The organism is Micromonospora sp. NPDC085948, assembly GCF_040686315.1.
Taxonomy (GTDB): Bacteria; Actinomycetota; Actinomycetes; order Mycobacteriales; family Micromonosporaceae; genus Micromonospora.
On record NZ_JBFBJW010000017.1, the window covers coordinates 101,586 to 128,249 of the forward strand.

Annotated in this window: 20 protein-coding genes; 15 read left to right on the forward strand and 5 right to left on the reverse strand. The window is 68.0% G+C overall.

Going from position 1 to position 26,664, the window contains the following annotated elements; genetic code table 11:
- Positions 1–74 precede the first annotated feature (74 nt).
- From AB0O48_RS30585 to AB0O48_RS30625, 9 genes are all read left to right on the forward strand, one after another.
- Complete coding sequence (locus AB0O48_RS30585; protein WP_365069425.1) at positions 75–848, forward strand: hypothetical protein; 774 nt, start codon at positions 75–77, stop codon at positions 846–848.
- Positions 849–1,260: 412 nt separating this feature from the next.
- Positions 1,261–1,704, forward strand: a complete 444-nt coding sequence (locus tag AB0O48_RS30590) for a hypothetical protein (RefSeq protein WP_365069426.1) — start codon at positions 1,261–1,263, stop codon at positions 1,702–1,704.
- 280 nt (positions 1,705–1,984) lie between these two features.
- A complete protein-coding gene (locus AB0O48_RS30595; RefSeq protein ID WP_365069427.1) occupies positions 1,985–2,662 on the forward strand; it encodes a hypothetical protein in 678 nt (225 codons plus the stop codon).
- Between the two features lie 499 nt (positions 2,663–3,161).
- Positions 3,162–4,679, forward strand: a complete 1,518-nt coding sequence (locus AB0O48_RS30600; RefSeq protein ID WP_365069428.1) for a hypothetical protein — start codon at positions 3,162–3,164, stop codon at positions 4,677–4,679.
- A 156-nt stretch (positions 4,680–4,835) separates the two neighbouring features.
- Positions 4,836–5,546: a hypothetical protein gene (locus AB0O48_RS30605; RefSeq protein WP_365069429.1), complete on the forward strand. Its 711-nt coding sequence runs from the start codon at positions 4,836–4,838 to the stop codon at positions 5,544–5,546.
- 83 nt (positions 5,547–5,629) lie between these two features.
- The gene (locus tag AB0O48_RS30610) at positions 5,630–6,142 is read left to right on the forward strand and encodes a hypothetical protein (protein WP_365069430.1); all 513 of its coding nucleotides are present in this window, start codon (positions 5,630–5,632) and stop codon (positions 6,140–6,142) included.
- A 494-nt stretch (positions 6,143–6,636) separates the two neighbouring features.
- Complete coding sequence (locus AB0O48_RS30615) at positions 6,637–7,281, forward strand: GGDEF domain-containing protein (RefSeq protein WP_365069431.1); 645 nt, start codon at positions 6,637–6,639, stop codon at positions 7,279–7,281.
- A gap of 147 nt (positions 7,282–7,428) precedes the next feature.
- Positions 7,429–7,872, forward strand: a complete 444-nt coding sequence (locus AB0O48_RS30620; RefSeq protein ID WP_365069432.1) for a hypothetical protein — start codon at positions 7,429–7,431, stop codon at positions 7,870–7,872.
- 155 nt (positions 7,873–8,027) lie between these two features.
- Positions 8,028–8,705 carry a hypothetical protein gene (locus tag AB0O48_RS30625; RefSeq protein ID WP_365069433.1) on the forward strand — a complete coding sequence of 226 codons (678 nt, stop codon included), beginning with the start codon at positions 8,028–8,030 and terminating at the stop codon, positions 8,703–8,705.
- A 60-nt stretch (positions 8,706–8,765) separates the two neighbouring features.
- On the opposite strand, the gene AB0O48_RS30630 is transcribed toward AB0O48_RS30625, so the two are convergent.
- On the reverse strand, positions 8,766–9,182 hold the full coding sequence (locus AB0O48_RS30630; protein WP_365069434.1) for a hypothetical protein: 417 nt from the start codon (positions 9,180–9,182) through the stop codon (positions 8,766–8,768).
- Between the two features lie 236 nt (positions 9,183–9,418).
- On the opposite strand from AB0O48_RS30630, the gene mobF reads away from it, so the two are divergent.
- Positions 9,419–13,681: a MobF family relaxase gene (gene mobF, locus AB0O48_RS30635; protein ID WP_365069435.1), complete on the forward strand. Its 4,263-nt coding sequence runs from the start codon at positions 9,419–9,421 to the stop codon at positions 13,679–13,681.
- Entirely contained in the window at positions 13,681–14,748 is a 1,068-nt protein-coding gene (locus AB0O48_RS30640) for a hypothetical protein (protein WP_365069436.1), read from the forward strand. Before mobF ends, AB0O48_RS30640 begins: the two co-directional genes overlap by 1 nt.
- Before the next feature lie 834 nt (positions 14,749–15,582).
- Here the strand turns inward: AB0O48_RS30640 and AB0O48_RS30645 are convergent.
- The 3 genes from AB0O48_RS30645 to AB0O48_RS30655 form a co-directional block, all read right to left on the reverse strand.
- Entirely contained in the window at positions 15,583–17,391 is a 1,809-nt protein-coding gene (locus AB0O48_RS30645) for a S1 RNA-binding domain-containing protein (RefSeq protein WP_365069437.1), read from the reverse strand.
- Positions 17,388–20,774, reverse strand: coding sequence for an AAA domain-containing protein (locus AB0O48_RS30650; protein ID WP_365069438.1), 3,387 nt, complete (start codon positions 20,772–20,774; stop codon positions 17,388–17,390). The genes AB0O48_RS30645 and AB0O48_RS30650 overlap by 4 nt, the downstream gene beginning before the upstream one ends.
- 361 nt (positions 20,775–21,135) lie before the next feature.
- Positions 21,136–21,303 (reverse strand): hypothetical protein, encoded by a 168-nt coding sequence (locus AB0O48_RS30655; RefSeq protein WP_269683365.1) that lies wholly within the window; start codon positions 21,301–21,303, stop codon positions 21,136–21,138.
- A gap of 202 nt (positions 21,304–21,505) precedes the next feature.
- On the opposite strand from AB0O48_RS30655, the gene AB0O48_RS30660 reads away from it, so the two are divergent.
- The 4 genes from AB0O48_RS30660 to AB0O48_RS30675 all read left to right on the forward strand — a co-directional run bounded on the left by AB0O48_RS30660 (position 21,506) and on the right by AB0O48_RS30675 (position 26,124).
- Positions 21,506–22,654: a hypothetical protein gene (locus AB0O48_RS30660; protein WP_365069439.1), complete on the forward strand. Its 1,149-nt coding sequence runs from the start codon at positions 21,506–21,508 to the stop codon at positions 22,652–22,654.
- 220 nt (positions 22,655–22,874) lie between these two features.
- A complete protein-coding gene (locus AB0O48_RS30665; RefSeq protein WP_365069440.1) occupies positions 22,875–23,870 on the forward strand; it encodes a hypothetical protein in 996 nt (331 codons plus the stop codon).
- 739 nt (positions 23,871–24,609) lie between these two features.
- On the forward strand, positions 24,610–25,284 hold the full coding sequence (locus tag AB0O48_RS30670; RefSeq protein WP_365069441.1) for an HNH endonuclease family protein: 675 nt from the start codon (positions 24,610–24,612) through the stop codon (positions 25,282–25,284).
- Positions 25,285–25,920: 636 nt separating this feature from the next.
- Complete coding sequence (locus AB0O48_RS30675; protein WP_365069442.1) at positions 25,921–26,124, forward strand: hypothetical protein; 204 nt, start codon at positions 25,921–25,923, stop codon at positions 26,122–26,124.
- Positions 26,125–26,151: 27 nt separating this feature from the next.
- On the opposite strand, the gene AB0O48_RS30680 is transcribed toward AB0O48_RS30675, so the two are convergent.
- Positions 26,152–26,406: a hypothetical protein gene (locus AB0O48_RS30680; protein WP_365069443.1), complete on the reverse strand. Its 255-nt coding sequence runs from the start codon at positions 26,404–26,406 to the stop codon at positions 26,152–26,154.
- Between the last annotated feature and the right edge of the window lie 258 nt (positions 26,407–26,664).

Below are 26,664 nucleotides of genomic sequence, written 5' to 3' on the forward strand. Positions count from 1 at the left end.
GCTCGGCGCTCACCGGCCGTCAAACCGGCACTCGATTCCCACGTAGCCCGAGGCCACCCCCCGAACGGACCGCCATGCCCTCGCAAGTCCCACCCTCCCACCCACGACCGGGCAGCTCTGCCGACCATCTGCACGTTGTCCAATACTCCGGAGGCATCGCAAGCTGGGCCGCCGCGCAACGCGTCGCCGCCCAACACGGCACCGACCGGCTGGTCTTGCTCTTCGCTGACGTCCTCACCGAAGACCCCGACCTGTATCGCTGGCTGAACGACAGCAGCGCCCAGCTCGGCGTCCCCATCACCCGCGTCGCTGACGGCCGCACCCCCTGGCAGCTCTTCCAGGACGTGCGCTACCTCGGCAACAGCCGCGTCGCCCCCTACACACTCGCACTGAAAATCCGACCGTGCCGGCAGTGGCTCGACACCCACGCAGACCCCGACTTCACCACCCTGCACATCGGACTCGACGCCTCACCCCGCGACCGGCGCCGCTCCCCCGCCATCGCCGCCGGCTGGAAACCCTGGTCGACCAACTTCCCCCTGCTCGATCCGCCGCACCTTGGCAAAGACGACCTGCTCGCCTGGGCCCGTCAACTCGGACTACGCCCACCGCGGCTGTACGACCTCGGCCTACCGCACAACAACTGCGGCGGAGCCTGCGTCCGGGCCGGTAAAAACCACTGGGCGCGGCTGCTGCAGGTCCTCCCCGACCACTACGCCGCCGCCGAAGCGGCCGAGGCCCAACTACGCGAGCAGCTCGGCGATGTCGCCATCCTCACCGAGCAGCACCAACGGCAACGCCACCGGCTCCCCCTCTCCGAGCTTCGCCGCCGCATCGCCGCCGGTTGAGAGCCTGACCGTCGCACCGCCGCACCACGAACGACGACGGGTAGTGCCAGCGCCGGCCTCACCGTCGGAGGTGTCAGCAGCACGGCCCTCAACCGGTCGACGCTGGCTGCCGCCGGTCCGGCCCGTGCCCCTTCCGATTGCCGGACCCAGCTTTCGACCTCGGTCCGCGCCGGTCCCGACCGTTGCTCCCGCAGGCACCGGCCGCCCCGGCCGCTCGCTACGCTCGCAAACAGCCGCAACGGCCTGCCAGCTTCGCCGTCCGCTCTCCCGAGGCCGCTGGCCATCGAGCAGAGCCGCCCTACAACCGCCGCCCCGCCTGGACACAAACCCATTAACCGGGTATAATAATAGTTGTTCGGATGAGGGGGCGAACCCTCACCGGAACCCACACACCTGCCCCAAGGAGCCGGACATGCCGCCCTCCCCCCTCACCGACTCCGAGCGTGCGACGGCACGTCACCTACCGCTGTGCGGTCACTGGCAGTGCGCCGCAACGCGGCCCCAGTCACTCGACGCACGGGCGGACGTGGTGCTGATCCGCGACTGCGCCGGCCGACAGCACCTGTTCCGCGACGGTACCGCCGACGGCCTGGTCCTCACGGTCGAGGGCGACCAGTGGTCGCTGACCCGCGAGCGGTACGCCCACGTCACCTCGGCCGAAGGCGAGCGCTGGGAACTGATTGCCGAGTCGACCCCCGTGTGCGTCGGGGGCTGGCAGGCGCTGCGGCGCGAGTACGCGGCGCGGCACCTGCCGAGCGGGCGGATCATCGCGCGCTGGGACACTCAGTACGGGCTTCTCGCCCGGACCGCCCGCCGCTACCTTCGCCTCGCCGCTCGCGGGCCGTCGAGCCAGTGACGCCTGCCGGCCGGCCCTCACCAGGCCGCTCGACACCACCACTCGCACAGGCGGACGTCGGCGGGCAGGGCAACGGCCGGGGGGTTAGTTTGGCGAACTCCCCCCGGCCGCCTGGTGTCGACGCCACACGGGCCCCCAAAGGCCCATACGCCGAGCACGTGCCGCCCATCCTACGACACCCGTCACCGGCCGCCGGAGCAGGAAGGTGATCAACGCACGTGTCGGGCGGCTCACGCAGCCCCTACGGCCGCCCAACCGGCCGATGCGGCATCATCGGCGCATGCCCACCCGCAATCCCGACGACAGCAGCCGCGTAGGCCGTGCCGAGGCCGCAACGATGCTCGGCATCTCCCTCAGCCACCTGGACAAGCTCTACGGCGAGCGGGCCACCAACGGCTTTCCCGAACGCGTCGACGGCACCAAATGGCTCACCGAGAGCATCGCCTCCTACCAGCTGCCCCGAGACAGGGCCCGACGCGCCGCGAGCGCCGCCGTAGACCGCAGCGGCAATCCCGACGAGCTCGTGAACAGCACCACCGTCGCGCGCATGCTGGGCTACCAAAGCGCCGATTCACTGCAAGGACAAAACCGAATCTGGCCGCTCCTGCTTGAGCGCGTCGACGACGAATCCCTCACCCCCACCGGCCGTAAGCGCCGGCGTTGGAAGCGCCGTACCGTGTGGGACATCGCCGACAGCCGCACCGGGCAAGGCGCACCCCACACCGGCCGCCCTCGCGCCACACCCCAGGGCCACCCCGACCGCTCCGGTGATCCCGATGAACTCGTCGGCGCCCCCGAAGCCGCACGCGTCCTCGGATACAACAGCCCGAACGCCCTGCCCGACGACGTGCTTCGTCAAGCCGACGAAGACAACGTCGGCCCCAGAGGCCGCCACCGCCGCAGGTGGAAGCGCGCGACGCTGTGGGCGATCCTCGATCAAGCAGAGCAGCGCCGGTAGCTCGCCCAACGGAACTCGGATCCCGCAACACCCACACCAATCATCGGGTGCTGCCGGGTTTCAGGCCCGGTCCTAGCGGACCGGAAACCGGAAGCGGCCTGCGGCCGCACTGCCCAAACCCCTTCTCCTTCGGTGGGGGCCGAACAGGCTAGCGACGTGCTCGCTCCGGTCAAGTCCGGCCGCGGCTCGCAAAACATCATGCACACACCGCATGATCTTTTACTCGAAACCCCGCGCCCGAACTTGACCTCCACTGCGCGCGCCACGGGTCGAGTGAACTCGCCCCCACCGCCGGAAGAAGTGGGGGACGCGCCACGACCGCACCCCGCGCGCTGGTCGGCGTACCCGCCGGCATCCACTTTTCAAGATCATAAAATCCGATGTCCGAACAGGCCAAACAGGGTAGCCACAGACCATAGAACCGGGTACAGTAATAGTTGTTCGGAGGGGACGGCGAACCCCCACCGCACACCACACAAACCCCCAACCAAGGAGACGCATGGGCACCCATGACCGCCCCCTGCCGATGGCCGACAAGTACGGGTGCAGAATCTGCGGCCGATCCCTGACGGCCGTTACCACCAGGGACGAGGTGTTTTTCCTCCACCCCGGCCGCAGCTTCGAGGACCACGATCCGGACCCCGTCCCGCTGGCGCAACTTGCCAATTGGCAGCCCGTGTGTGACTTCTGCTCGGCACCGCATCCCGTGGCAACCTTCGCCTTCGAAAACGTCGACCTAGCGGTATCAACCGACAGCGCCGACGCACAGTTGCACAACTTCGGCAACAAGTGGGACGCGTGCGAGCCGTGTGCGCGCCTGGTTGAGAAGCGGAACCCCGAAGGTCTCACCCAACGCGCCTACAAGCGCTTTAGCCGGCGAGACGGAACCATTTCGGTGCAAATCCTGCGCACCATGCACCGGGCGTTGTTCACCGCGACACCCATCACGCCCGCCCGGCAGCCGATGGCAGCGGCCGCCAGCACCACTCATCGCGGCAGTGCCGGCAGCGCCGACGCGATCCCCGCTCCCGAGGTTCGATCACTCCGCCCGCAGATGCTGCCGAAGGTGCGAGACAGGCTCGTGCGCTTTTGGCGGAACGCCGGCCCGGCGCACCTACTTGACGCGCTCGCCCGAGGCGTGACGTACACGGTTCCCGGACACATGTTGTCTGGCGCTCCCCTGGACGCGCCAGCCGTCATCGTCGACCGCCACAGCCCCGAACCGCTGCGGCAGCATTGCGCCCTCATGGCCAACCACGTCGAAAACGCGCGCATCTTTTGGATCGACCCCGACTTCACCGCCCTGGCCGCGCACGCGGCACGCGATCTCCCCGACGTTCGCATCGAGCAGATCGAGATGCCTGCCCCTGACGGGCTGCTCATCTGGCACACGCCCGTATACCAGTCCACCGAGCCGAGCACCGGCCTCGTGGTGCCGGTCGTCGCCGCGCAATGGGGGCCGGTCCCGGGTGGCGTCTGGGTCACGTTCTACGCCCCTGCCGACGGCCTTCTGCTAGGCCAGCGGCTCACCGAGCCCGAATTGCAGAAGTTTCGCGAAGATTTCGGCTGGCTAGTCCCCTTGACTACCGGCGTTGGGCTGCGTTTCGGCCGGCCCTACGCGCCCGCCGGCGAACAGACCCGCCTCATGCTGTGCTCCCTGATCGCCACGTGGATCCTCACTACGCAGCCCGACGCGGAGGTCACCGACGAGCCAGCCGACAAGGCGACCCGCAAGGCGTACCAACGCGCCAACCGGCCCGCCCCACTCGTGCGACTCGTGCGACTGCGGCGCAAGCAGCAGCCACGACGCGACACCACTGACGACACGCCAACGCGCGTCTACACCCGCCGATGGTGGGTCAAGGGGTTCTACCGAGAGCAGCCGTACGGCCCAGGCCGCGCGCTGCGCCGCCGCACCTACGTACGCCCGCACATCAAGGGGCCGGACGACGCGCCGCTCATCCTGAACCAACAGGTACATGTGCTCGGCAACCCCAGGAACCAGAACGAGCAGTGACAGCGCCCGGGGGAGTCGCCGCACGCGGCTCCCCCGCTCGCCCCACTCTTGCAGGCTTTCCCAGTAGACGCCCGACGAAAAACCGGGTATAGTAATAGTTGTTCGGGTGGGACGGCGAACCCCACCAGGACAACCGCCAAACCCCAAGGAGATTTCGTGAGCAGACATCGACTCGACGCCCTGCCCAACCGGGGCGGCTACACCGTGGTTGTGGGATGGGATCGCCCGCTAGACAGCTACTTCGCCCAGGTGATCAACGAGGGTGAGCTGAACGAGGACAACCCCGACTACATGCCGCTTTGGCTCGGCGCGGACACGCGCATCACCGACCCGGACACGATCATCGAGGCAGTGCGCCCGTACGCCGTCATCCCCGACACCCTGCGCGCCGACCTTGAGGCGGATCGAGCCTGGGAGGGCACCCGCGACCAGCCCGGATTCGCGCGCACAGCCCCGGTCGTCCCCGGCCCAGCCCCCCTCGAAACGTCGGGAAAACTGTTCTACACAACCGCCAGCGGAACCCTGGCCACCTGCGCCCTACGGGTGTACCGCACCGGCATCTTTTCCGTTGCGGTGGTCGTTACCGACGTACCCTCCCGCACTCCGTCACGGACGCAGCGACTCATCCGCGCACTGGCCCGCCGGACCAACCCGCAGCGAGCGCCAATCACGGAGCACGCCTCCACCATCCATGCCCTGTTGCGCGTCACCTTCGACGGGCAGGAGGTCGAGCACATCGAGTACACGCCGCATCAGACCGGCGAGGTCTTCCACGTCTTCAACATCGCCGACGACGGCAGCACGACCCGCGAGGCGGTCCCGCTTGACGACATGGTCCACCGCTTCGGCGCGGACATCACTCGATAGGCCGGGCGAGATCCACCCCGCACCCCGAGCGTCGGCGCCGGCCTGACGAACCGGCCGGCACCACTGAAACAGGAAGACTCCTCATGCCCGAGATCTCCATACCCACCTCGCTGCGACACCGCCCCACCGTCGGCGGCCTCGTCGTACCGTGGATCACTGTTCAGATGCCCGACGGCCGGTACCGCTTCGGAGCGATCGACGCCGAACGGCTACAAAGCGCCTTCATCAATCGCCTGTGCCAAATCTGCGGCGAGCGGATGCACCGACTGTTCGTCTTCGCAATGCGCGACGTGGATTTTGAACGGCTCATCACCCACGAACCCGCCATGCACGCCGAGTGCGCGCGCTACAGCACGACCGCCTGCCCCATGCTCGCCGGCAGCATGACTCATTACCGCGCCCAGGCAACCGACACCCCCTCTACCGGGGACCCGCACGGCGCTCGCCCCGGACACACCGCACAGTCCTGGCTCCTGCTCTGGACGACTGGCTATCGCAGGATCTTGGACCCGCGAACCCGAACCCCTGCCGCCGAGATCCCCATTGAACTCCTGCGTCGGGTACAGCGAGTCAACCCGCCCACTTCAGACCAGTAACTAATGCCGCTCGGCGGCGGCCCAGACCGGGGCCGCCGCCGGGTGCTGCCGGGTTTCAGGCCCGGTCCTAGCGGACCGGAAACCGGAAGCGGCCTGCGGCCGCACTGCCCAAACCCCTTCTCCTTCGGTGGGGGCCGAACAGGCTAGCGACGTGCTCGCTCCGGTCAAGTCCGGCCGCGGCTCGCAAAACATCATGCACACACCGCATGATCTTTTACTCGAAACCCCGCGCCCGAACTTGACCTCCACTGCGCGCGCCACGGGTCGAGTGAACTCGCCCCCACCGCCGGAAGAAGTGGGGGACGCGCCACGACCGCACCCCGCGCGCTGGTCGGCGTACCCGCCGGCATCCACTTTTCAAGATCATAAAATCCGATGTCCGAACAGGCCAAACAGGGTAGCCACAGACCATAGAACCGGGTACAGTAATAGTTGTTCGGAGGGGACGGCGAACCCCCACCGCACACCACACAAACCCCCAACCAAGGAGACGCATGGGCACCGCATCCACGATCCTGCTCGCAGCTACCTCCGCGTCATGCATCGCGCTTCTCGCGCGCAACAGGAAGCTTCGCACCGATCTCGTCACCGCTCGTTTCGAGGCTCACCACGACGCCCTGACTGGACTGCCGAACCGGCGCGCCCTGCTCCTGCACCTTGACTACCTGCTCGCCGACCGGACCCGTCCGGTAGCCGTGGCCCTTATCGACCTCAACCGCTTCAAGGAAATCAACGACGAGCACGGCCACACCGCCGGAGACCTCGTGCTCTGCCGGGTGGCGGACACGCTTACGCGACTCAGCCTCTCGCGCGCGATGGTCGGCCGCATGGGAGGCGACGAGTTCATGATCATCACTGATGACGGCATGTACACCGCCCGAAACAACGCCGACGCCGCCGCGCAGGCGCTGGACGCGGCAACCGTCACCCTCGGTGCGACGGACTTCGGCTGTTACGCCAGCCTCGGGCTCGCCCTCGCAGACCACAACGACATCACCGCCGTCGACCTGATCCGCCGAGCAGACGCCGCCATGTACGCAGCCAAGCGACGCGGCGGAGGCGTCAAGGAATGGCACCCGAACATCGGCGCGTCCGTCACCGCAACGCTCCCGATGCAGCGCCGCCGCTACCGCGCCTAACCCCGCCCAGGGTGGCCCGAAACCCCACGCAGTTTCGGGCCACCCTGGATAGACACAGCCGCTCGAACCGGGTAGAGTAATAGTTGTTCGACAGGGACGGCGAACCCCTGTCGGACACCCACCAAACCCCATGCGAGGAGTCCCACGATGCCCACGCTGACTGCTCCCACCGTCGCGCTTCCGGCCCTTCCCGCCGACCCCCACACGCGACACGTCCTGCACCTGCTCGACGCGGCCCGCCGCTGCATGGCACAGGTCATCACCTTTCTGCACCTGTGCGAGCACGCCCCAGCGTGGCCCTCGACACCCACCCATAGCACCGCCGCCGCCATCGAACTACGCGCGGCCACCGTCGCCCTGATCAAGTACGCCCGCCGACACCACTGCGACGCCTGCAACGCCGGCCGGATGCGGGCCACGCTGCGACTGGCCGCCCTGCTGCTCGACCTCTGGCAGAACGGCAAACACCACGTACAGCGCCCCGACGTGTACCCCGTCACGCTCGCCCATAGCGCTGGACGGTTGTTCCGAGACACCGCCGGATGGGTCACCACCGGCGACCCGGGCCGCCTGCTCGGTCAGCACGTCTGACCCGCGCGGATCGCCCTGCCGCTGACAAAGCGGCCGGGCCACCGCACCGCAGACGTCACCGACGCGCATCGAGCGCGCCGCCGCCGGCTGCCGCTCCCGTCGCCCACTGCCCGAGCCCGCAGCGCACACCCTCGCACCACACGAGAGGCACCAGCATGAGACTGACCCGCCCCGAACTCATCACGATCGCCCACGTCTGCGACGACTGGGCACCCAACTACTTCCACAACCCAATCCACGGCGGCAGGGACGCAGCCGTCCGCTACATCGCCGACCACCACCTTGGCCGATTGACCACGAAATACGGTCGCCCGAAAATCTGGGATGCCGTCGCCGCTCACCTCGACGCCAACCCCGACACGCTCACCGCACCACGCGTCACCTTCGCGGAACGCATAAACCGCGAGGCCGCGCGTATAGCACGCGCTGACGCCTACTTGCGCGCCGCACTGCACCACTACAAGGCCGGCGAGCCCTATGAAGCGCTCGCGCTCATCGATCGCGCGGAACTGGCAGCACCCACGCACAAGGACTTCACCCAGTACCGGCGCACCGTCCAGAAGAAGACGCCGCCATTTTCCGGGGTCGACCTCACCGATACCAACCTGCGTCGGCGAGCCACCCTGACGCTGGCCAGCCCACACCCGGGGCCACCCGTCACGTACCACGGCAGCCAAACCCAAGAATGGGTCTACCCCGGCCGTGCCGTCATCGAAGGCAGCTGGCCAGCCGCCATCCCCGAGCACTGCACCGCCACCGCCAACGAATCCACCGAGTGGATCGCCGGCCGAACGGTTCTCGTCTGCACCGGATGCGGACTCGACTGCACCTAACGCCAGCACCCGCAACGCTGGCCGGTTCGGGCTTCAGCCGGACCGGCCAGCGTCACCCACTCAGGACGCGGCGCCTCCCGAGACGCCATCAGCGGAGGCCGGTCCCGCGTTTCCGGGCACCGGGACGGCCGTACGTCGACGGCGAGGCACAACCTCACCCAACTCGCCGATCCGGGCGCGCACCGCCGCTCCATCCGCGCCACGGCGAAACGCTCGCACCCGCGCCACGTCCACCCCGGTCAGGTCCGCCGCCAGGACGTCATCGCGAAGAACCGTCGCCAGGACCGCCACGGCCAACCCGTGCGCCGCCGCAGCCGTCCCGACTTCCTGATCCAGCCGCGCGACGGCCTCACGCCGACGCTGCTCCGCGTCCTGCACCGTCCCGGCAGCCTGCTCGACCGCCCGCACCGCGCGCAGCTCCAATTCCTGCCGCCGCCGCAGCGCCCGAGTCGCGTCGTTCCCCGTTTTGCTCGCCATTCCCCGACCGTAGCCACCACTCCCGGCAGCTCACCAGATCACGCGCCCCACCAATTCGGCTATTCGTTCGATGCTGGCCGCAGTTCGTCATCTTCCCCGGCCAACCGTTCGTCCTCGGCCACGCACTCTGTGGCCTGCCTAAACGGCTACCGCTTCCTGTCTTGCTCGCTTACGGGGGATACACCCCCTTGCATTCTTCACCGCGATTCCAGTAGTTGATCTTTTACGGTCGAGTCATGTTGTCCGTCACGCGCATCTCGCCCGGCGACGGCTACCGCTACGTCATGGAGCAGGTCGCCGCTGGCCGCCATGACCTGCGGCCTCTGGGAGATGGAGGGCCAACGCCCTACTACATCAACCACACGGCGCGGGGGGAGAGCCCTGGCTGGTGGGCCGGTGACGGTGCCGCCGTCCTTGGCGTTGCCGGCTGGGTGAACGAGCGGCAAATGCGGTATCTCATCGGCCAAGGACGCCACCCGCTCGCCGGTTATCGGCTCGGGCAGAAATGGCGGATCTACACGCCGATGACCGACGAGTACCGCGACAAGGCCGTCCGGCGGGCGTTGACGCATCTGCCTGCCGATGCCACGGTGGAGCAGCGCGACAAGGTATGGCACGACATCATGCATGCGCCCGAGCGGCGGGCCGTATCCGCATACGACGTCACCGTCTCCCCCGTCAAATCCGTATCGCTGCTGTGGGCGTTCGGCGACGACGCGGTCAAGCAGGACGTCGTGGCCGCGCACCACGCCGGGGTGCGGTCGCTCCTCGATCACCTCCAGCGCCACGGTGCGTTCGCCCGCGCCGGCGCGGGCGGCGTCCGTCAACTCGACACCGCGGGGCTGGCCGCGCTGGTCTTCGACCACCGGATGAGCCGCGAGTGTGACCCCCAGCTGCACTCGCACGTCGTCGTCTCCAGCAAGGTCAAAACGGTAACCGCGGACGGCGATCCGCAGTGGCTGGCCCTCGACGGCAAGGCCTTCTACCGCGCGACCACCGCCGGTCGGGTCGCCTACGAACGGGCTGTGGAAGTCGAACTTCGCCACCGCCTCGGGGTTACCTTCGCCGCGCGGGATGGCTCGGGGATTCGCGAGATCGTCGGTTTCAGCGAGGTGTCGCTGCGCCACTTCGGCAAGCGGCGGGGCGCGATCACCGAGGAGATGAACCGTCGCACCGACAGGCAAGCACCGGCGACACGATCAGTGGCCGCAAAGTGGCGTCGCCGCGCGCAGGACGCGACGTTGCGGACCCGCCGACCCCACAAGGGCGCCGAGTCCACCCAGCAGGCCGTGCAGCGCTGGCAAGCCGAGGACCGCGCTGCACGACTCGACACCGCCGGGCAAGTACGCCTCATCCTCGACGGCGCCGCCCGGGACGACACCGCTGTCACCGTGCGGCGGATCGTTCAGCGCGCGCACCGACTACACCCGGACGGCGTCGACGAAGCAGCGCTCCGTACGGTCGCCGCGCAGCTCGGTGTCCCCGCCAGCGAACACGACCGCATCATCGACGCGGCCGTGCGTACCGACGTGCGCCTCGCTCTCGCTCGCGCCGTGCGCAACCTCGGCCACGAGCGGGCCGTGTTCGGCCGCGAGCACCTTGAGCTGGCCATCGGCCGTGTCCTCGATATCACCCCCGGCCGGTCACCGCAGGCGGACTGGCAACGGGTGCAAACCCTCGCCGGCCAGGCCATCGTCGATGGCCTGGCCGGGCTGCGCGTTCTCACACCTCCCGCGCTCGTGCAGTGGGGGCCGAGCCTGCTGCGCGGCAGCGACCGGCACAGCGAATACACCCGGCACCGCGACCTGCAGATGACCACCCACGCTGTCCTCGCCGCCGAGAAGGAGGTCCTTACCTACGCCGGCCGCCGCGGCGCCATCCCCGCCCCAGCGGCAGCGATCAACGCCGCCACAGCGGCGCTGCGGCTGTCGCCCGGGAAGGAGGCGGCGCTGCGGTGGCTCGTCGGCGACGACCGGCGGGTCACTGGCGTCGTCGGACCCGCCGGCACCGGCAAGACCTACCTGCAACGGGCCGTCGTCTCCGCCGCACGCGACATCGGTGTGCCGGTACTCGGCCTCACCGTCGGACAGTCCGCAGCCCAGCTGCTCGCCGACGCCACCGCCGCGCCTGGGCAGATGCTGCGGACCGAGAACATCGCCCGGTGGCTGCACGCCCAACACCGGCCGCCGCCCGGCACCAGCGCCGCGGACTGGCAGTTCCGCCCCGGGCAGTGGGTCATTATCGACGAGGCATCACAGGTCTCCAGCCACGACCTCGCCCGCCTCGTCACCCACCTCGACAAGGTCAACGGGAAGCTCATCCTCGTCGGTGACCCCGAACAAATCTCCGCTATCGGGCCCGGCGGTTTGTTCCGCTACCTTGAGAGCCTCGGCACCACCACCCGCCTCTCGGAGATCCACCGCTTCACGCAGCCCTGGGAAGGAGCGGCGTCGCTGCGGCTGCGCGGCGGAGACCTCACCGTCCTGGCCGAATACGAACGCCGCGGCCGGTTCATCGGCGGGCACCGCGCGCAACTCGTCGGCCACATGCTCGACCGGTGGGCAGGCGACATGGCCAGCGGTCTGCACAGCATGATGCTCGTCGAAACCGGCGACGAAGCCGCCGACATCGCCCGTCGCGCCCGCGACATCCTCATCCAAGCTGGCCTCGTCCGAGCCGGCCCCGCCGTGCGGCTGCGGGACGGCACCCACGCCAGCGTCGGCGACGTCATCGTCACCCGCCGCAACGACCGCCGCATCAGCGCCGGCAGCACCTACGTCGCGAACCGCGATCAATGGCGCGTCGACGCCATCACCCGCACAGGCCAGGTGAAGGTCACCAACCTCCGCACCACCGCGATCGCCGTACTGCCCGCCGCGTACGCCGCGCAGCACGTCCAGCTCGCCTACGCCCTCACCGTCGACTCCGTCCAAGGGCAGACCGTGCACACCGCCCGCGCGCTCGTCGACGACACCACCTCCCTGGCTCGGCTGTACGTCATGCTCACCCGCGGGCGCACCCTCAACGAGGCGTACGTCGTCACCGACGACCACCGGCGCGAAGGAACCCCACCGCAGCCGCCCACCGCCCGCGTCGCCGTCCTCGCCGACATCATGCGCCGCGCCACACCCGACCGCTCCGCCACCGAAACCGAACAACAACTCTGGGCCGACGTCGACGCGCTGCACGCCTGGACGCCGATCTACGACGACCTGTCCGCCCGCGCCCGCATCCCCGACTACCTCGCCATCGTCCGGCAGATCAGCGGCCGGAAGCTGGCCGACCGGCTCGCCAGGGACCTCGCGCTACCGGCGCTCATCGCCCGCCTGACCACCGTGCGCGAAGCCGGCCACGACCCCACCGACGTGCTACGCCGCGCCATCCGGCCCCGCGAAATCGACTCCGCCGACGACATCGCCGCGGTGCTGTCCTGGCGCATCGACCGCATCATCGGCCGCGCCACCGCCGACCCCACCATCGCCACCACACCAGAGCTGGCCGGCACCTACACCGAGCGCATGCCCGCCGACCTCACCGGCGACATCGGAGACGCCCTGCGCCAGGTCGCCGGCATCTGCGACCGCCGCGTCCGCGCCCTGGCCGACCTCGCCGCCGAACAGCAACCCGCCTGGGCCCGCGCCCTAGGCGACGTCCCTGATGACGCCGCCGGCCGCGACCAATGGCTGGCCCGCGCGGAGATCGTTGTCACCCACCGCGACCGGTACCAACTCACCAGCGAGCACCCCATCGGACCCGAACCCTCCACCAGTGACATCGCCCGGTGGAACGCCTGGCACCGCGCCCGCGTCGTCGTCGGCGCCGCCACCCTCGCCGGCCGCCTCACCACCACCGACAACCAAGAACTCGCCAGACTGATCACCGCGCAGCGCGCCGCCGACGACGCGGCGCCGCCATACGTCGCCGACCAGCTACGCGACGCGCACCTCACCCTCACCGACGTCGAGCAGCGCCACCACGACCTCGCGCTCCTCCTCACCGCCGTCGACGCCGCCGGCCAGCGCGCCACCGCCCACGCACAACAGCTGCGCCCCCGCTGGTGGCAACGCGGGCCGTCGCGCACCCGGATCCTCACCGCCCAACGCGAAACCCAGCAGCGGATCGACGCTGCCACCGGTCGGGCCGCCAGTCTGCGCACAAGGCTGGCCAGCTTGCGCGAGGTCATCGACCAGCGCCAGGCGCGGGTCACCGACCTCGAGTCCCGGCACCGTACGTGGAGCCGCTGGTACACCAGCGCCCTGCCCACCCGCTACGCCGGACTCGCCGCCGCAGCCGAACAAGCCCGCCGCACCACAACCCGCCGCACCACCCTGGCCGACGCCATCGCCACCACCACCGCACGAGTCCGAGCGATCGACGAAACCCGCCCGCAGCCTCAAACCACACCGATCACCGGGAGCCTGCCCCAGCACGCCACCGCCGCCCGGGAACGCACTACCGCCCCTGACCTGGGGACCTCAGAGGGAGCGGAGATTGACTAATGGCCACTCACCCGAGCGCGTTCGTCGACGAGTCCTGGTTCCAGCACAAGCACTCCCCTGGCGCCTACCTGATGGCCGCCGTCATCATCGACCACGAGAGCGTTCCCGCCGCAGAGACCGCCGCGACAGAAGCCGCCGGCATCCACGATGGCTACCATTCCACCGCGCTATACCACCGCGGACACGTCGGCACCATCGAAGCGATGCTCGACGTCGTCGCCGAACACGCCGGCTGGTCCGTCGTCTCCGCCCAAGTACCCATCAACCCAGGCAACATGGCCGCCGTACCGAACAACCCACGCCACGTACACGCACACCTGGAAGGCCAGCGGGAGCAGGCCCGACAAGTCAGCATGGAACGGCTCCTGCGCTACCTCAACGGCCAACGAGTCCGCGACGTGTACCTGGAAACGCGGGGCAGTCCTGCAGAGTGGCGCAACGCACGGGAAACCGGCAGCCGACTGCCCAGCATCGACCGCAACGACATCCGGGCCTACCGCCGACTCCTCGACCAAGGAGCCATCAGCCACCGAATGCGACTCATCCACGTCGAAGGCCGCAACGACCCCGGACTCTGGATGGCTGACGCCGTAGCATGGTCCGCAGGCCGCGCCATCCGCACCGACGAACCGCAATGGTGGAACCGGATAGCCGACGTCGCCACCATCCTCGAAGCGAGCACTGGCACCGAACTTCGCCTCAACGCGAGTGGGGCCGCTCCACCAGATGGCGAACGCGACCCCCACAATCTGAGCCAAAGAGCCCAGAGCATGTCCTCACCCGTATTGTACTCCGCTTCGCCAGAGGGCCACCAGGTCGGCGCCATCCTCACAAGCCTCGTTGCACAGGCCTTACACGCGCGAACGCCGTCTACGAATCAGCTCACCCGCGAAGTCCTCGGCTACGTGCAGCAGATCGCCGAACGAGTCGATCGGTTGACCGACACCGTCAACAACATCTTGCCGCAACCGGCCGGCGAGGCAGCGCCGCGCGGCGGAGCACCTCAACCTCGTAGCGCGGATCACGAGGAACCCAGCCCACAGCACTCTCGCGAAGTCGGTGATTAATGCCAGCGGCAGTGCTGGCCTACGCCATGACAAGATGCGCGACCTCGCGCTCCACGGTCGCCACGATGTGGAGCGCGCCCGGCCATGAGGTCGTCGACTACGTGGCCAGCCCGGCACCGGAGCCGAAGCGGCTTTCGCAGCGATCCGGGCGGTCTCCCACATGCGACGACCGACGTAGAGACGGAAGCGCGATGCAGATCCAAGGGCCGCCAAACGTCAAGGCACGAGGCGGCCAGCGATACTCTGGCCACCGGCTTTGATGATTGGGGAAACCATGACGGCACGAGAGCCCGTGCTACCTGACGCAGTGCTGGCGCCCTTGCGGGCCGCCGCAGTCACCGCTGCCCGGGACGCGGGAGACCTCCCATCCGACGAGCTGGCGGAGCGAGTCCTTGATGCGGTCGTGACGGCACTGTTTGCATTCACCGAAGTCAAGCAGCAAATCCGTGACGTTCCACCGTTGGACAGCCTGCCTCCCAGAGTCACCATGGCAGACGTCCGCACCGAACGGCGGTTGGCGATTTTCACCCCACCGGAGCCCTGTTCCAGCTACGGCTCACCGATCACCAAGGAGGCTTGGCTGAACGTGGGTTACGCCGAGCCATCGACACGAACGGGCAGAAGCAAGGGCGAGTAGACATGAGCTGCCCCGCCACCCGCCCCGGCGCAGGCCTTGCGCGGTGTGTTGCCCGGACGTCCTCGTGCCGAGCAGCGTAGGCCCCATGCGTGGAGCAAAGGAACAGTTTGTGGCACGGCAAGCGCCTCCAGTCGGCTGACTGCCCGGGTGAGGTCCGGAGCTTCGCCAGCCAGGACGGAGCGGCGCTGGGGTCTACATCAACGGGAACGACGTGTCTTCCATCGCGAGGTTGGCGACTCAGATCCTGGCCGGCTCGGTTCAGGACTCGCGGAGGTCGCCGCCTTCAGCGACAGCGACACTCGCTCGCGCGCGATATCGACGTCGAGGATCTGCACGGTAACCGTCTCACCCACGTTGACGACCTCAGACGGGTGCTCGACACGGTGGTGTGCCATCTGCGAGATGTGAATCAAGCCGTCGATCTCGCCCAGGGTGACGAAGGCACCGAAAGGCGTCAGGCGCTTCACCGGCCCTGCGACGGTCTGGCCTGCCGCGAGCTTGCTGAGTGCTACGCGGCGTCGTTCTGCCTTCGATGGCGCCGTCGACCGACGGGCCTCCCGTCCGTTGCCGCTACTCGGTGAGATGTGGTTCGGCGCGGTGGCGTCAGAGCCGGGCCCGACCTCGGCGCGGACTTCGGCGGGAAGGGTGCCGACCACCTCGACCGCGTTGGCGCACGCCTCGGTCAGGTAGGTGTCGTAGGCGCGGTCGGTGAGTGCCTGGTCCTGGACGAGTTCCCCGTCGTCCCGGCGGTAGATGCGTGACGGCTCGCCGCGGAATGACAGCCAGTTGAAGTTGGTGGTGATGTAGTAGCCGTCGCTAATAAGCATTTTCGCCGGGACGGTGGCGACCCGTACGACGGCGAGGCGATTGGTCTTGCGCGCGGCGGCATGCAGTGCATCGAGGGCTTCCTGATCGGTTCCGTCGTCGTCACCGGGGCCCCACACGATCGTCACGTCGGCGGTGCGGGCCAGCTTCGCCAGCACACCGATCCACCGGCTGGACGCGACGGCCGTGCGGATCTGCGGGCTGCTGATGAGCAGCCGGCGCCGCGAGCTGGCGAGGGCCGCTTCGAGCCAGGCCGGGTGTTCGTACACGCCCAGCCAGCGGATCACCGCCCGGTTCAACGCGGCATTTCCACCGTCGCCATCCGGATCGTCTCCGGCGGCTTGGAGGGCGAGGACGTCTGCTCTGCTCAGCCGCTCGCCGGGGTCGGTGACGGGTGCGTGGGGGTGTTCGACCGGTGCGGCCGACAGCCGCAGGCGTTCGACGGCGCCGATGCTCTCCAGCGCTGCGGTGTGCGGTTCGCTCCACTTGCCGTCGACGTCGACGCCGAGGCGTATCTGGCGGGTCTCATCGTCGCTGAAGACGAGCAGGATGGCGTCGTGGTAGAAATTGCGGTTCTCGGTGACACCACTGATCCCGAGCAGGCGTGCACCGTCGCGGCTGCGCCGGTCCAGAGTGCTGGTGAGCGCGGCGATGCTGAGGTCGACGGTGCGGATCGGCATGCTGCTCGCCGGTGGCAGCAGGAGCCGCCCGGGATCGCCTTTCGTCAGGTTCGAGCGGCGGAGGGAGTTGCGTCGCCAGTCGGTCACGGTGCCGGTGAGGCGGTCGTAGACGACCGGGATGGTGGTGGGCATTGGGCGGCGTAGCTGGGCGTCGCGCGCGGCTTCCTGCCCGGCGGGCAGCAGCTGTAGGCGCCGCAGGCCGCCGTCGGCGGGTGGCTGATAGGTGATGTACTCGGCGAGGAGGAGTCCGGCGACGGCACGGCCGGTGTCGCCGTCGTCGAGGCCGAGGAACAGTTGCAGGTCTTCGACGGTGTCGATGCCCCCAAGCAGGGCGCGCAGGGTGTACTTCTGGCCGGCTTCGAGGTCTTCGGACTGCTCGACCAGAACGTCGACGGTCAGCACGGAGGCGGGAATGGCGCACGGCTCCGCGGCGAGCAACGTGTGTCCCGGCAGCGCGTGGGCGTGGCGGCGTGCGGCGTCGGCGAAAATGTCGCGGCTCACAGGTACTGCACCCTTCCGCCGGTGGTCGTGATGTGGCTAAGTACCCGGTTGAGGGGGCCTTGTTTGCTGCTGCAGAACTCGGAATCACCGACGATCCAGAGCAGTTCCCGGGCGCGGGACAGGGCGACGTTGACACGGCCCTGGTATCGGTCGGCGAGGAAGCCGAGCTCGCCAGTGAGGTTGCTGCGGGTGACGGAGAAGATGACCACGTCGGCTTCGCGCCCTTGGACTGCGTCGACGGTTTTGACCTGCACGGCGACGTGCCGCAGGGTGAGGCGCCGCAGCGCGCGTTCGATCTCGATGCATTGCCGTCGGTACCCGGTAAGGATCAGCAGTTCCAGCTTGCCGCCGTCGGTGCGGGCGTACTTGCCGGCTTGGACTTCGATGTCGAGGCGTGCGACAAGGTCGGCGACCTTCGCCGCCTCGTGCTTGTTAGAGGAACTCGCGCTGCCGGCGCGGCGGGCGTCCTCGCGACGGTTGGTGCGTCGGCTGGTGGAGAACCACACCAGCCGGTCGCTGTCGTCAACAGTTTCGGGCGCCAGGACGGGTACGGGGTCATGTACGAGGGTGCCGGCGTAGAAGACCTGCGAGATCAGCTCGCCGATCGGTTCGGCCATGCGGTGCTGGGTGACGAGACTGGCCGTGCAGGCCGGAGGTGCCTCGCCGAGCAGGATGTCGAACAGCGACGAGGTAAGGAACACCTTGTCCAAGTCGAACGTGTCGACCAGGTCTCGATACTCGAACACCTCCTCCACCATCGGCGGAAGTTGCTTGGTGTCGCCCACCATCACCCACCGCTTGGCCCGGGTCATCGGCACCAGCAGTTCAGGGGCGGTGGCCCGGGACGCCTCATCGATGATGCACAGGTCGAATTGCATGTTCTGGATGTGCGGGTTGGCCAAGAAGCCCATGCAGGTTCCGGCGACCACGCTCTGAGTGGGCAGGAACATTGGTTCAGCGGTCTGCGGGTCGTTGAGGCTGGCCAGCCAGTCACCTTGTGTCCGCAGCAGTTCCCGCAGCCGCGGCCCGGCGCCGGGTCCGTCGAGCAGGCCGGCGACGAGCTTTTCCAGCTCCGGTTCCCCGAGCTCGTCCGCGACGGCGACCTCAAGGGCCCTGGCTGCGGTGCGGACCCCAGCCGCCGCGGTGTCGGCGCGCTCGACGGCGCGTCGATAGTCCGCCAGCAGCTCGGCGCGTTCCTCGGGCAGGTCTTCGTTGTCGAGCCGGTCGCCGTCATCGAGTGGGCCAAGCAACTCGGCGGTCTCGGTCTTCTGCCGCAGGGTGGCCAGGGCTTCCTCAGCACGAAGTGCCAGGGACAGATGGTCAATGTGCACACCCTCGCGATCGGCCAATGCGGCCATGCCGGTGCGGGCGCGATCGCGGATCTCGTCTGCCCACGCGCGCAGCTTGTTCGACAGCAGCAGGTGCGCGGCGTCCGGGTCGACGTTGTCGTCGCGGCTCGACAGACGCACGACGGAGGTGACGCCGGAGCGGCACAGCCGGGTGATTGCGTTGTCGATCGCGACGTGCATCTGACTGACCAGCAGAATCTTGTCACCGGGCCGTGCGGCCAGGTGCTGGTGAACAAGTTCGGCGATGAACGAGGTTTTGCCCGTGCCGGGTGGGCCCTGGACGAGGAACAGGTCCGGCGAGCCGAGCGCGTGCGCGACGGCGAGTTTCTTGTCGTCGTCGAAGTCCGGGCGCAGCGGCTCGAATGCCACCGGCTCCGGCGCGTTCGCCACTGACGGGTCCAGCACCAGCTCACGCAGGTGCGGGCGGGCGGAGCTGCCGTCGCGCAGGGCGGCGAGCGCGGTCTTCTGCCGGCGGATCGCGGCCTGCGACGGCGTGCGGTCGCGCACCAGCACACCATGGGCAGGCAGATCGTCGCCGGGCCGGGTCGCCCGCACCGTGATGTCCGTGCCGTCGACCTCGGCGATCGTCACCGCAGCGCCCCGAACCGCGGGCTCGTCGACGGGGCGGGCCATGCGCTCCTGGTCGAGGAAGGCACCCGTCAGCGGGGTCGTGGTCTGCAGGTCGAACTGGGCGCCGTCGCGGCTGACCCGCGTGTAGTTAATGGGTTCTTCGAGGCGTTTCTCCAGCGCTTCCTTGGCCTCGATCAGCTGTGACCAGTTGGTCATCCGTGTCTGCTTGAAGGTGTCGCTGTTGCGGTCACCGGCGTCCTGGACAGCTTTCTCAAGCAGCAGGTGCAGCTCGTCGGCGGCTGCGGCGGCTCTCTGCGGGTTAGTTGGCCGCTGTGCCGTCCAGGTGTAGTCGCGGCTGTCCAAGACGATCGTGTCGTCGTTCTGGCGCCAGCGTTCCAGCTCGTCGAAGTCCTTGATCGCCGCGCGGGTACAGAGCAGCTGGTGACGGTTCTTGAAGACCAGCACCAGCTCGACCTGGTCGCCTACAAGACGGAACTCGTCGGCGTTGAGCACCGTGCGCCCGGCGCCGAGGCTCTTCAACCGGGGCAGTACGTAGGTGGCCGCGCCGAGCAGCCCCGCGATGACGGTTTCGGCCGAGCGGCCGTCACCGGCCTCCTCCAGTGATCGGCGCGCCGCGCCGGACAGCTCGAACGACAGCACCTTTTGGTCGTGCCAGTTTTCGCTCCGCGCCGCCTGAATGGCCTGCAGCTCAAGGTAGAACTGCTGTCCATCGGCCGGCCGCTTCGCCGCATCGACGTCCAAGCAGCGTCGCAGCAGCGCCAGGACACCGGGCGGCAGATCAGCCTCGTCGAGCGCTCGGCTGATGTCTGGAAGGTCACGTAGCTCCCAGCCGGTGACACATTGCAGCAGCGTCGCGGCCAGGCTGTAGACGTCGAACCTGGTCGAGCCGCGCGAGGCCAGGTCCGGTGGCGCCCACGGGGCGCTGGTCATCCCGGCAACCGTTGCGTCGGTCGCGCCCGCGAGTTGGTCCTTGATCTTGCTCAAGGCAAAGTCGGCGAGCAACGGCTTCTCGCCGTCCCACAGCACGTTGCCGGGCTTGATGTCGCGGTGCAGCACTGCCATCGAGTGTGCGTGCGCCAACGCCGACGCCAACGGCAGAGCGATAACCTCAGCAACATCGTCCCAGCCGGGAGTCTCGGGCGCGGTTGCCAGCCAGTCCTTGAGCGACACCGGCACCCAGCTAAGCACAACGTAGTACACGCCCGCGCCGTGGTCGGTGCCGCTGTCCAGCAGCGACACGATGTTCGGGTGGTCCAGCTTGTGGTGCGCCGCGGTCTCCCGCTCAAAGTAGATGCGGTAGATCTCATCGGAAGTGGCGGGAACCAGCTTCACGGCCACGTGCCTGCCGCCCTGATGCAAGTCGGAGGCTTGAAAGACCTCCGCCTGACCACCAACACGACGGGTGTTCGCGATCTCGGCATACCGGCCGGCAATCACACGCACCGCCCACGCTCCTTCCAGGAACGACCTGCTCGTGCGGACCGGCCGCTCACGATACTGGACTTCAACCCAGACGGCCGCCGAGCGATCGCCCTGGCCTTCGGGAACAGCGGGCAACGTTCCGCCGCCAACCGCCTGCCCGACGCTGGCTGTGTTCGGCGGCCGTCGGCACCGATCATCGGCTCCGGGTAACAGGGGCACGGCTGTTCGGGCCGACGTCCCGAGCGCGCGCTGTCACGCCGCTCATTCGGAGCGAGGCTTTGGTTCAACCGAACACACCTCTCCTTAACGGTCTGCCAACAGTGAATCAGCAGGGGGTGACACCTTCCTTTGGATCACAGTCAGGCAGGCAAGCGCGCGACGGTTAGCGGGGCGGACGCGCGGCGAACGCGGCACAGGCGGCGGCGACGGCCAGCGCCGTCTCGATGCCGGTGGCCCACGACGAGCTGTGAGCGGCGAGCAGACCGGCCAGGACCGCCCCGAGGGCAAGGCCACCGATGACCGTGGTTCGGCGGCCTGCGGCTCGGCGCATGCTCGGGGTAGCAGAAGGCAGACGCCGACGGGGCGGCTTCCTGCGGGTTGGCGTTCCGCGGCGAGACATGGTTCGGGCTCTCCTTCGTCCGGGATCACGGCGACCTTGGTGGCCGCGGCACGATCAGGAGAGCACCGCCACCGGTCGCGAAACCGGACGAGTTTGCGGGGCTGTGTGCACTCAGCCGCGTATCTTCGACGGCGTGCCCCGGAAGCCACCAAGCCCTGCAGACCAGGCGCTGATCGACTACGCCCGGAAACAGGACGTCGTCGTGACCAATACGCAGCTCGAGCACTGGCGACGCGTGGGTCTGCTTCCCGCGAACACGCCCATGAGGCAGGGCTTCGGCGGGAGTTCCTCGCAGCCCGCGCACGGAGCGGCCGATTTGGTCACCTGGCTCGGCCGCCACGCTCGCCGAGGCCAGCGCACTCACGACGTAGCGCTGCGCGCGTTCGGCGACGGGCACGCGGTGCCTGACCCGACCGTCCGAGCCGCCTTCCTGTCCGCTGTCACCCTCCCCTTACCTGATCCCGTCGCGGACGGTGAGGACGCCTGCGACCTGGCGCAGGACGCGGCGGCGCGACTTCCGGGCCGGGACACGACCGCGCTGATCCCCCGGCGGATACGCCGCATCGACGCTCGAATCAAAGCCGCCGGGATCTCCTTCGCCCCCGCCGAGCTGCTGCCCTTCGACAAAAGACCCACGCTCGCCGAGCCACTCAGCCCGGCCGACTTCCAGCTGATGTCCACGACCGTGGCGCTCGACGGCTCCGAACTGAACGGAACCGGCATGGCCGCGCTCGTGCGGTCGATGAGCCCTGCCGGCGCGGTCGTGCCAGGCGCCTCGATGCTCGAGTTTCCCGACGGGGTACAGGCCACCGAGCTGGCCGACGAAGCCGGGAACACACTCTTGCCGACCGGAGACATCCGAGCCGAGCTACGCCGTGTCGTCGAGGAGTCGACGCTGGAGCGGCTGCGTGCCGGTTGGATGGCAGCCGTCGAACGCCGCAGTTGGGCGCTCAACCTCTGCGACACTGTCGAGGTCGAACTCGCGACCGGCACTCCGGGCGACGCTGTCCTGCAATGGATGATCGCGACTGCCTTCGGCGCCATGCGCATGGAGATCCAAAGCGCCGTACACGAAAAATCCACACCACACGGCACGGCCTGCACCGCAGTGATGTTGCTCTGGCAAGCACGGCAGTTGACCTGGTTGCAGGAAATTAAACCCGACGGGCTCTACCACCTGTTCTTCGCCCTTCTCCCACCCTATGTGTTGCGGCTACTCGGGCTGAACCCGATCGCACTCGCGGACGCACTTGACGCCATCACCACTGCTGAACGGACATAGCGCTCGGGCCAGCTGCGCCGAGTCCTCGGCGGCCTAGACCGGGCGGCGATCACCGGCACGCTGTTGCCGTCCGCCCAGGCCAGTACGACCCAGCCCGACGCAGCCGGCCCATCGAACCGGCCCGCGGCGGACCAGGCGTTGCAGCTTGATCAAGCAATCGGCGTACTCGACCAGGTTTGCCACCCCGACAACCATTGACGACATCAACTAGAGTGCGAACGTGCTGGCGATGAACGGGATGGTGGCGTCGTTGCAACTGACGTATCCGCCGGTCTCGAACCAGGAAGCCGAGTGGGTCATCTCAGAGCAGGGGGTCGTCGACCGGCTGCGCAACAGCGACTTCTACATGATCGCCATGCGCCCCGAGGCAAGGTTTTCCGAGTTCCGCCACGACGACGAGGGTCTGCTGCATTTCAAGATCAGCACCGGGACGGGAGTCAGCGACTCGGTGACCCTTCATCCGTCGTACCTCGCCTCCAACATCGAAGGCATCGACCCAGAGAACGGTGAAATCACCATCCTAGGGGACGAGAAGGTGCTGAAGTTCTATGACGGCACAGCCGAGGAGGTCGACGCGGGCACCGCCGAGCTGTTCGAGTGGTTCAGCACTGAGAAGCTTATTTACAATCGCAGTCATCACCTCCCCGGCATCCTCGGCTTCCATGACTGGCGCGACTTCGCCACCTACGAACTGCTATACGTCGGCATCGCCTCGAAAGCCGACACCTACCAGCGACTCTTCCAGCGCGCGCACCGCAAGCGCCAACAGATCCTGTCCAACGAGTGGCCGCGCACGCCCGGCTCCAGAGTCACAGACGAGATGTACCTCTTCCCCTTGCGCGTCCAACCAATGACGGTGCGGATGCTGGAACCGGGCGATACGTTTAGCCAGCCCTCGGACGAGGAGTGGAAAACCTACTGCAAACGTGTCACCAAGGACGCCGAAAAAGCGTTCGTGCACCTGCTAGACCCGCAATACAACGAGGTCGATTTCGACAGCTACCCGCACAGCACAGACGGGTTGTGGGAACAGGGCCACGAGCGTTATATCTTCTATCTGGCCGAGAACCTAACCTTCACCACACCGACCGTCACCCTGCACGGAGCCTGGGACCCGATTGCCAGCGGCGGAAACGACGCCGACCTGATCACAATAGAGGGCGAAAGCGTGCACATCCGGCCGGGCGGCTACCGGCAAGGGCTTGACGGGGGCTGACCTCAGACGCGAGGCGGCGACGGACGACAGGGGAAAGTAGGTCAGCGGTGGTCGGGAGCACGGTGAGCTGCACCCGCGTTGGCACCTGACAATTCACCGTGCGCTGATACCGGATCACCGACATGCCGGAAGAGCTAGCACCTATCCGGCTTCGGGTTCTCAGGCGGGGTCGCTGCGGACATAGCGCATGATCCACATCCCGTCATCGCCAGGTGTGGGAGCAGCTTCGTAGAGGTGGTCAACGTCTACGCCAGTAGCAGTCACCTCGTTGCGTTGCTGGAGTTGCCAGACGTGCGGAGGGCTTCCATCTGCCTGTGCGGGGATGTCTCGGATGGCTCCATCAGCAACGCCGCCAACGAACAGGACAGACACGGTAGCCATGAGGCAGCTCCTTGATGGATAGACGCAGCGGCACCGGCTGATGCCAGCACCGCCAGCTAAGCATGGCTGCCACCTCTCCCGCGGACCACGCCTAGCCCGGTGAGGGCGACGCGGTTTGGCATCAGACGGCAGCAGCCGACAACCTGGGACCGCATCCCCCTGCGGGTCGGAGCTGGCACCGCCCCACGACGCCGGCATGCACAGCACTGGATAGGCCGATCGCCTGCCAGGAGGAGTGTGGGCGCCAAGGAATCCCGAATGGTCAGTGACCAGACCGGCATCCTTTACGGGCATGACCGTCGATTGACATGATCGTCGGGGACGGTTGCCGTCCACCCCTGACGAAAGGCTGCCGCTCATGCCAATCGCGCCCTCTGTCACCTCCTTCGCGCGTGTCATGCACCGCGCCACCATCCTCGCGGTCGCCGCCCTCGCGGGGACCTGCCTGGCCGCCGTGACTGCGCAGCCAGCCTCGGCCACGCCTCCCGGCATCCCGTCCAAAGCGACGGCGCAGTCACAGCTCAACGCCCTGACCGTGGCCACCCAAGGCTCGACCAGCGGCTACTCCCGCGACCTGTTCCCACACTGGATCACGATCAGCGGTAGCTGCAACACCCGCGAACAGGTCCTCAAGCGCGACGGCACCTCCGTCGTCGTCGACAGCGCCTGCGCCGCCACCTCCGGCCGCTGGTACAGCCCCTACGACGGCGCCACCTGGACGGCGGCCTCCGACGTCGACATCGACCACGTCGTACCGCTTGCCGAGGCGTGGCGCTCCGGCGCCAACTCCTGGACAACCAGCCGCCGGCAGAGCTTCGCCAACGACCTCACCCACCCGCAACTGATCGCGGTGACGGACAACGTCAACCAGGCCAAGGGCGACCAGGACCCCTCCACCTGGCAGCCGCCACTTTCGTCGTACCGGTGCACCTACAGCAAGATGTGGATCACCGTGAAGTACAGCTGGAGCCTCACCCTTCAGTCCTCGGAGAAGTCCGCACTACAGACCATGCTCAACACCTGCTCCTCCTAACCAGCGCGTGCGACCCGGCCGGCAGCCACGCCGACGCAGGCCGGCCGGGTCACCCGATACAGACCCTGGCAAGACGGATGAGCTGCGACTGTGCCCGTCACGTGCCCGATCATGCTGGCGCTGACAGGCAACTGATCAAGGTCCGGCCACAAGTGACGTGCCTGTTCAGCATTACTGGCAGGCAGCGAGGCCGCTCGTCAATCGAGCGGCCACCCCTGCCCCCGGAACAGCCCTTCCGACTCCAGAATTTCACCGTCCGCTGATTCGACTCGAGGTCTGGCTGGGGACGCTTCCCATCTCGCCTTGCAAGCGCGAGAACACCCTTTGGGCCCTACAGCCCAGACGGTCACTCGATTCCGGGGGATCTTGATCAGCAGCTGGCGACCCAAGCGACCCGCCGGGTTGGATCGGGAGACTGGTTCCGGCACAGCCCCGCCGTAGGGCGACCAGCGTTTGCCCCTCGCCAGCCGCGCATGGGGAACCCAACAATCGGCAGGCTACGGCGAATCGCCGTTGACATGCCCCTCATCCTGGGGGAACCGCCGACGGTCGGCAGCGCACGGCGACGTGTCGCGAGCTCCAGACGGAACCGGTGTGACTAGACTCAGCGCTCGAACAGGTGTGCTACCCCTGGGGGTGTTGGTGTCCAGTCATCCTGTGAGGCTGGTTTGGGTCTTCCGGCCAGACCGCGCCGAGAATGACCACGACCGGGCGGATCGGCATGCCGGCAAGCCGGTCCACGCCGTGGGCAGGCAGCCCGACAACAGTGGTCGGGTCGAGGTCGTGCTGGCCGATGGCGCTCGGGTGCAGGCGTACCGCCACGAAGTCGTCCTCGGGTGACCCGGAGCAAACGGGTCCCAGCGCTCCTCACGACGAAGCCGCAGGCGCTCGTCCAAATGGCAAGCTGATCCAGGTGTAGACCCACGGCGGACCAATTCCGGCGAGCGGCTCCAGCTCGTACTTCCCGTTCGTGTCGCGGTCGAGCAACTCGCCTCCGTACTCCACCCAGAGCCAGCTTTGGCCGATCTGCGACGGGGAGAGGTCATCGTCGTCGAGCGGAACGCGAAGAGAACGGCCGTCCACCGGACCACCGACGCACGGCACCTCGATCCTCTCCCACATCTTGCAATCGTCGGCTGCACCGGTGGGAGACACAGGAGGTTTAAGGAATCGGGGCGGGCGTGGTTGGGTTGGGTCGGTGTCGATGTTGAGCAGGTGCGCGAGCAGCGGCGCCAGGTTGCGGTAGTCGATGTCGACGGCAACGGGGAAGCCGATGTTCGTGGCTTGCGCGGTGGTGAGCTGGCGCAGGAGGGCGTCGAGTCGGGGGTCCTGGGCAGAGTTCGTTGAGGGGGTTTGCTGTCGTTGTTCGCTCCTGTCGAG

Bases quoted from the DNA above. Each gene is read 5' to 3' on its own strand.
- AB0O48_RS30585 (WP_365069425.1), top strand. From the start codon at position 75: ATGCCCTCGCAAGTCCCACCCTCCCACCCACGACCGGGCAGCTCTGCC.
- AB0O48_RS30590 (WP_365069426.1), top strand. From the start codon at position 1,261: ATGCCGCCCTCCCCCCTCACCGACTCCGAGCGTGCGACGGCACGTCAC.
- AB0O48_RS30595 (WP_365069427.1), top strand. From the start codon at position 1,985: ATGCCCACCCGCAATCCCGACGACAGCAGCCGCGTAGGCCGTGCCGAG.
- AB0O48_RS30600 (WP_365069428.1), top strand. From the start codon at position 3,162: ATGGGCACCCATGACCGCCCCCTGCCGATGGCCGACAAGTACGGGTGC.
- AB0O48_RS30610 (WP_365069430.1), top strand. From the start codon at position 5,630: ATGCCCGAGATCTCCATACCCACCTCGCTGCGACACCGCCCCACCGTC.
- AB0O48_RS30615 (WP_365069431.1), top strand. From the start codon at position 6,637: ATGGGCACCGCATCCACGATCCTGCTCGCAGCTACCTCCGCGTCATGC.
- AB0O48_RS30620 (WP_365069432.1), top strand. From the start codon at position 7,429: ATGCCCACGCTGACTGCTCCCACCGTCGCGCTTCCGGCCCTTCCCGCC.
- AB0O48_RS30625 (WP_365069433.1), top strand. From the start codon at position 8,028: ATGAGACTGACCCGCCCCGAACTCATCACGATCGCCCACGTCTGCGAC.
- AB0O48_RS30630 (WP_365069434.1), bottom strand. From the start codon at position 9,182: ATGGCGAGCAAAACGGGGAACGACGCGACTCGGGCGCTGCGGCGGCGG.
- mobF (WP_365069435.1), top strand. From the start codon at position 9,419: ATGTTGTCCGTCACGCGCATCTCGCCCGGCGACGGCTACCGCTACGTC.
- AB0O48_RS30640 (WP_365069436.1), top strand. From the start codon at position 13,681: ATGGCCACTCACCCGAGCGCGTTCGTCGACGAGTCCTGGTTCCAGCAC.
- AB0O48_RS30655 (WP_269683365.1), bottom strand. From the start codon at position 21,303: ATGCGCCGAGCCGCAGGCCGCCGAACCACGGTCATCGGTGGCCTTGCC.
- AB0O48_RS30670 (WP_365069441.1), top strand. From the start codon at position 24,610: ATGCCAATCGCGCCCTCTGTCACCTCCTTCGCGCGTGTCATGCACCGC.
- AB0O48_RS30680 (WP_365069443.1), bottom strand. From the start codon at position 26,406: ATGTGGGAGAGGATCGAGGTGCCGTGCGTCGGTGGTCCGGTGGACGGC.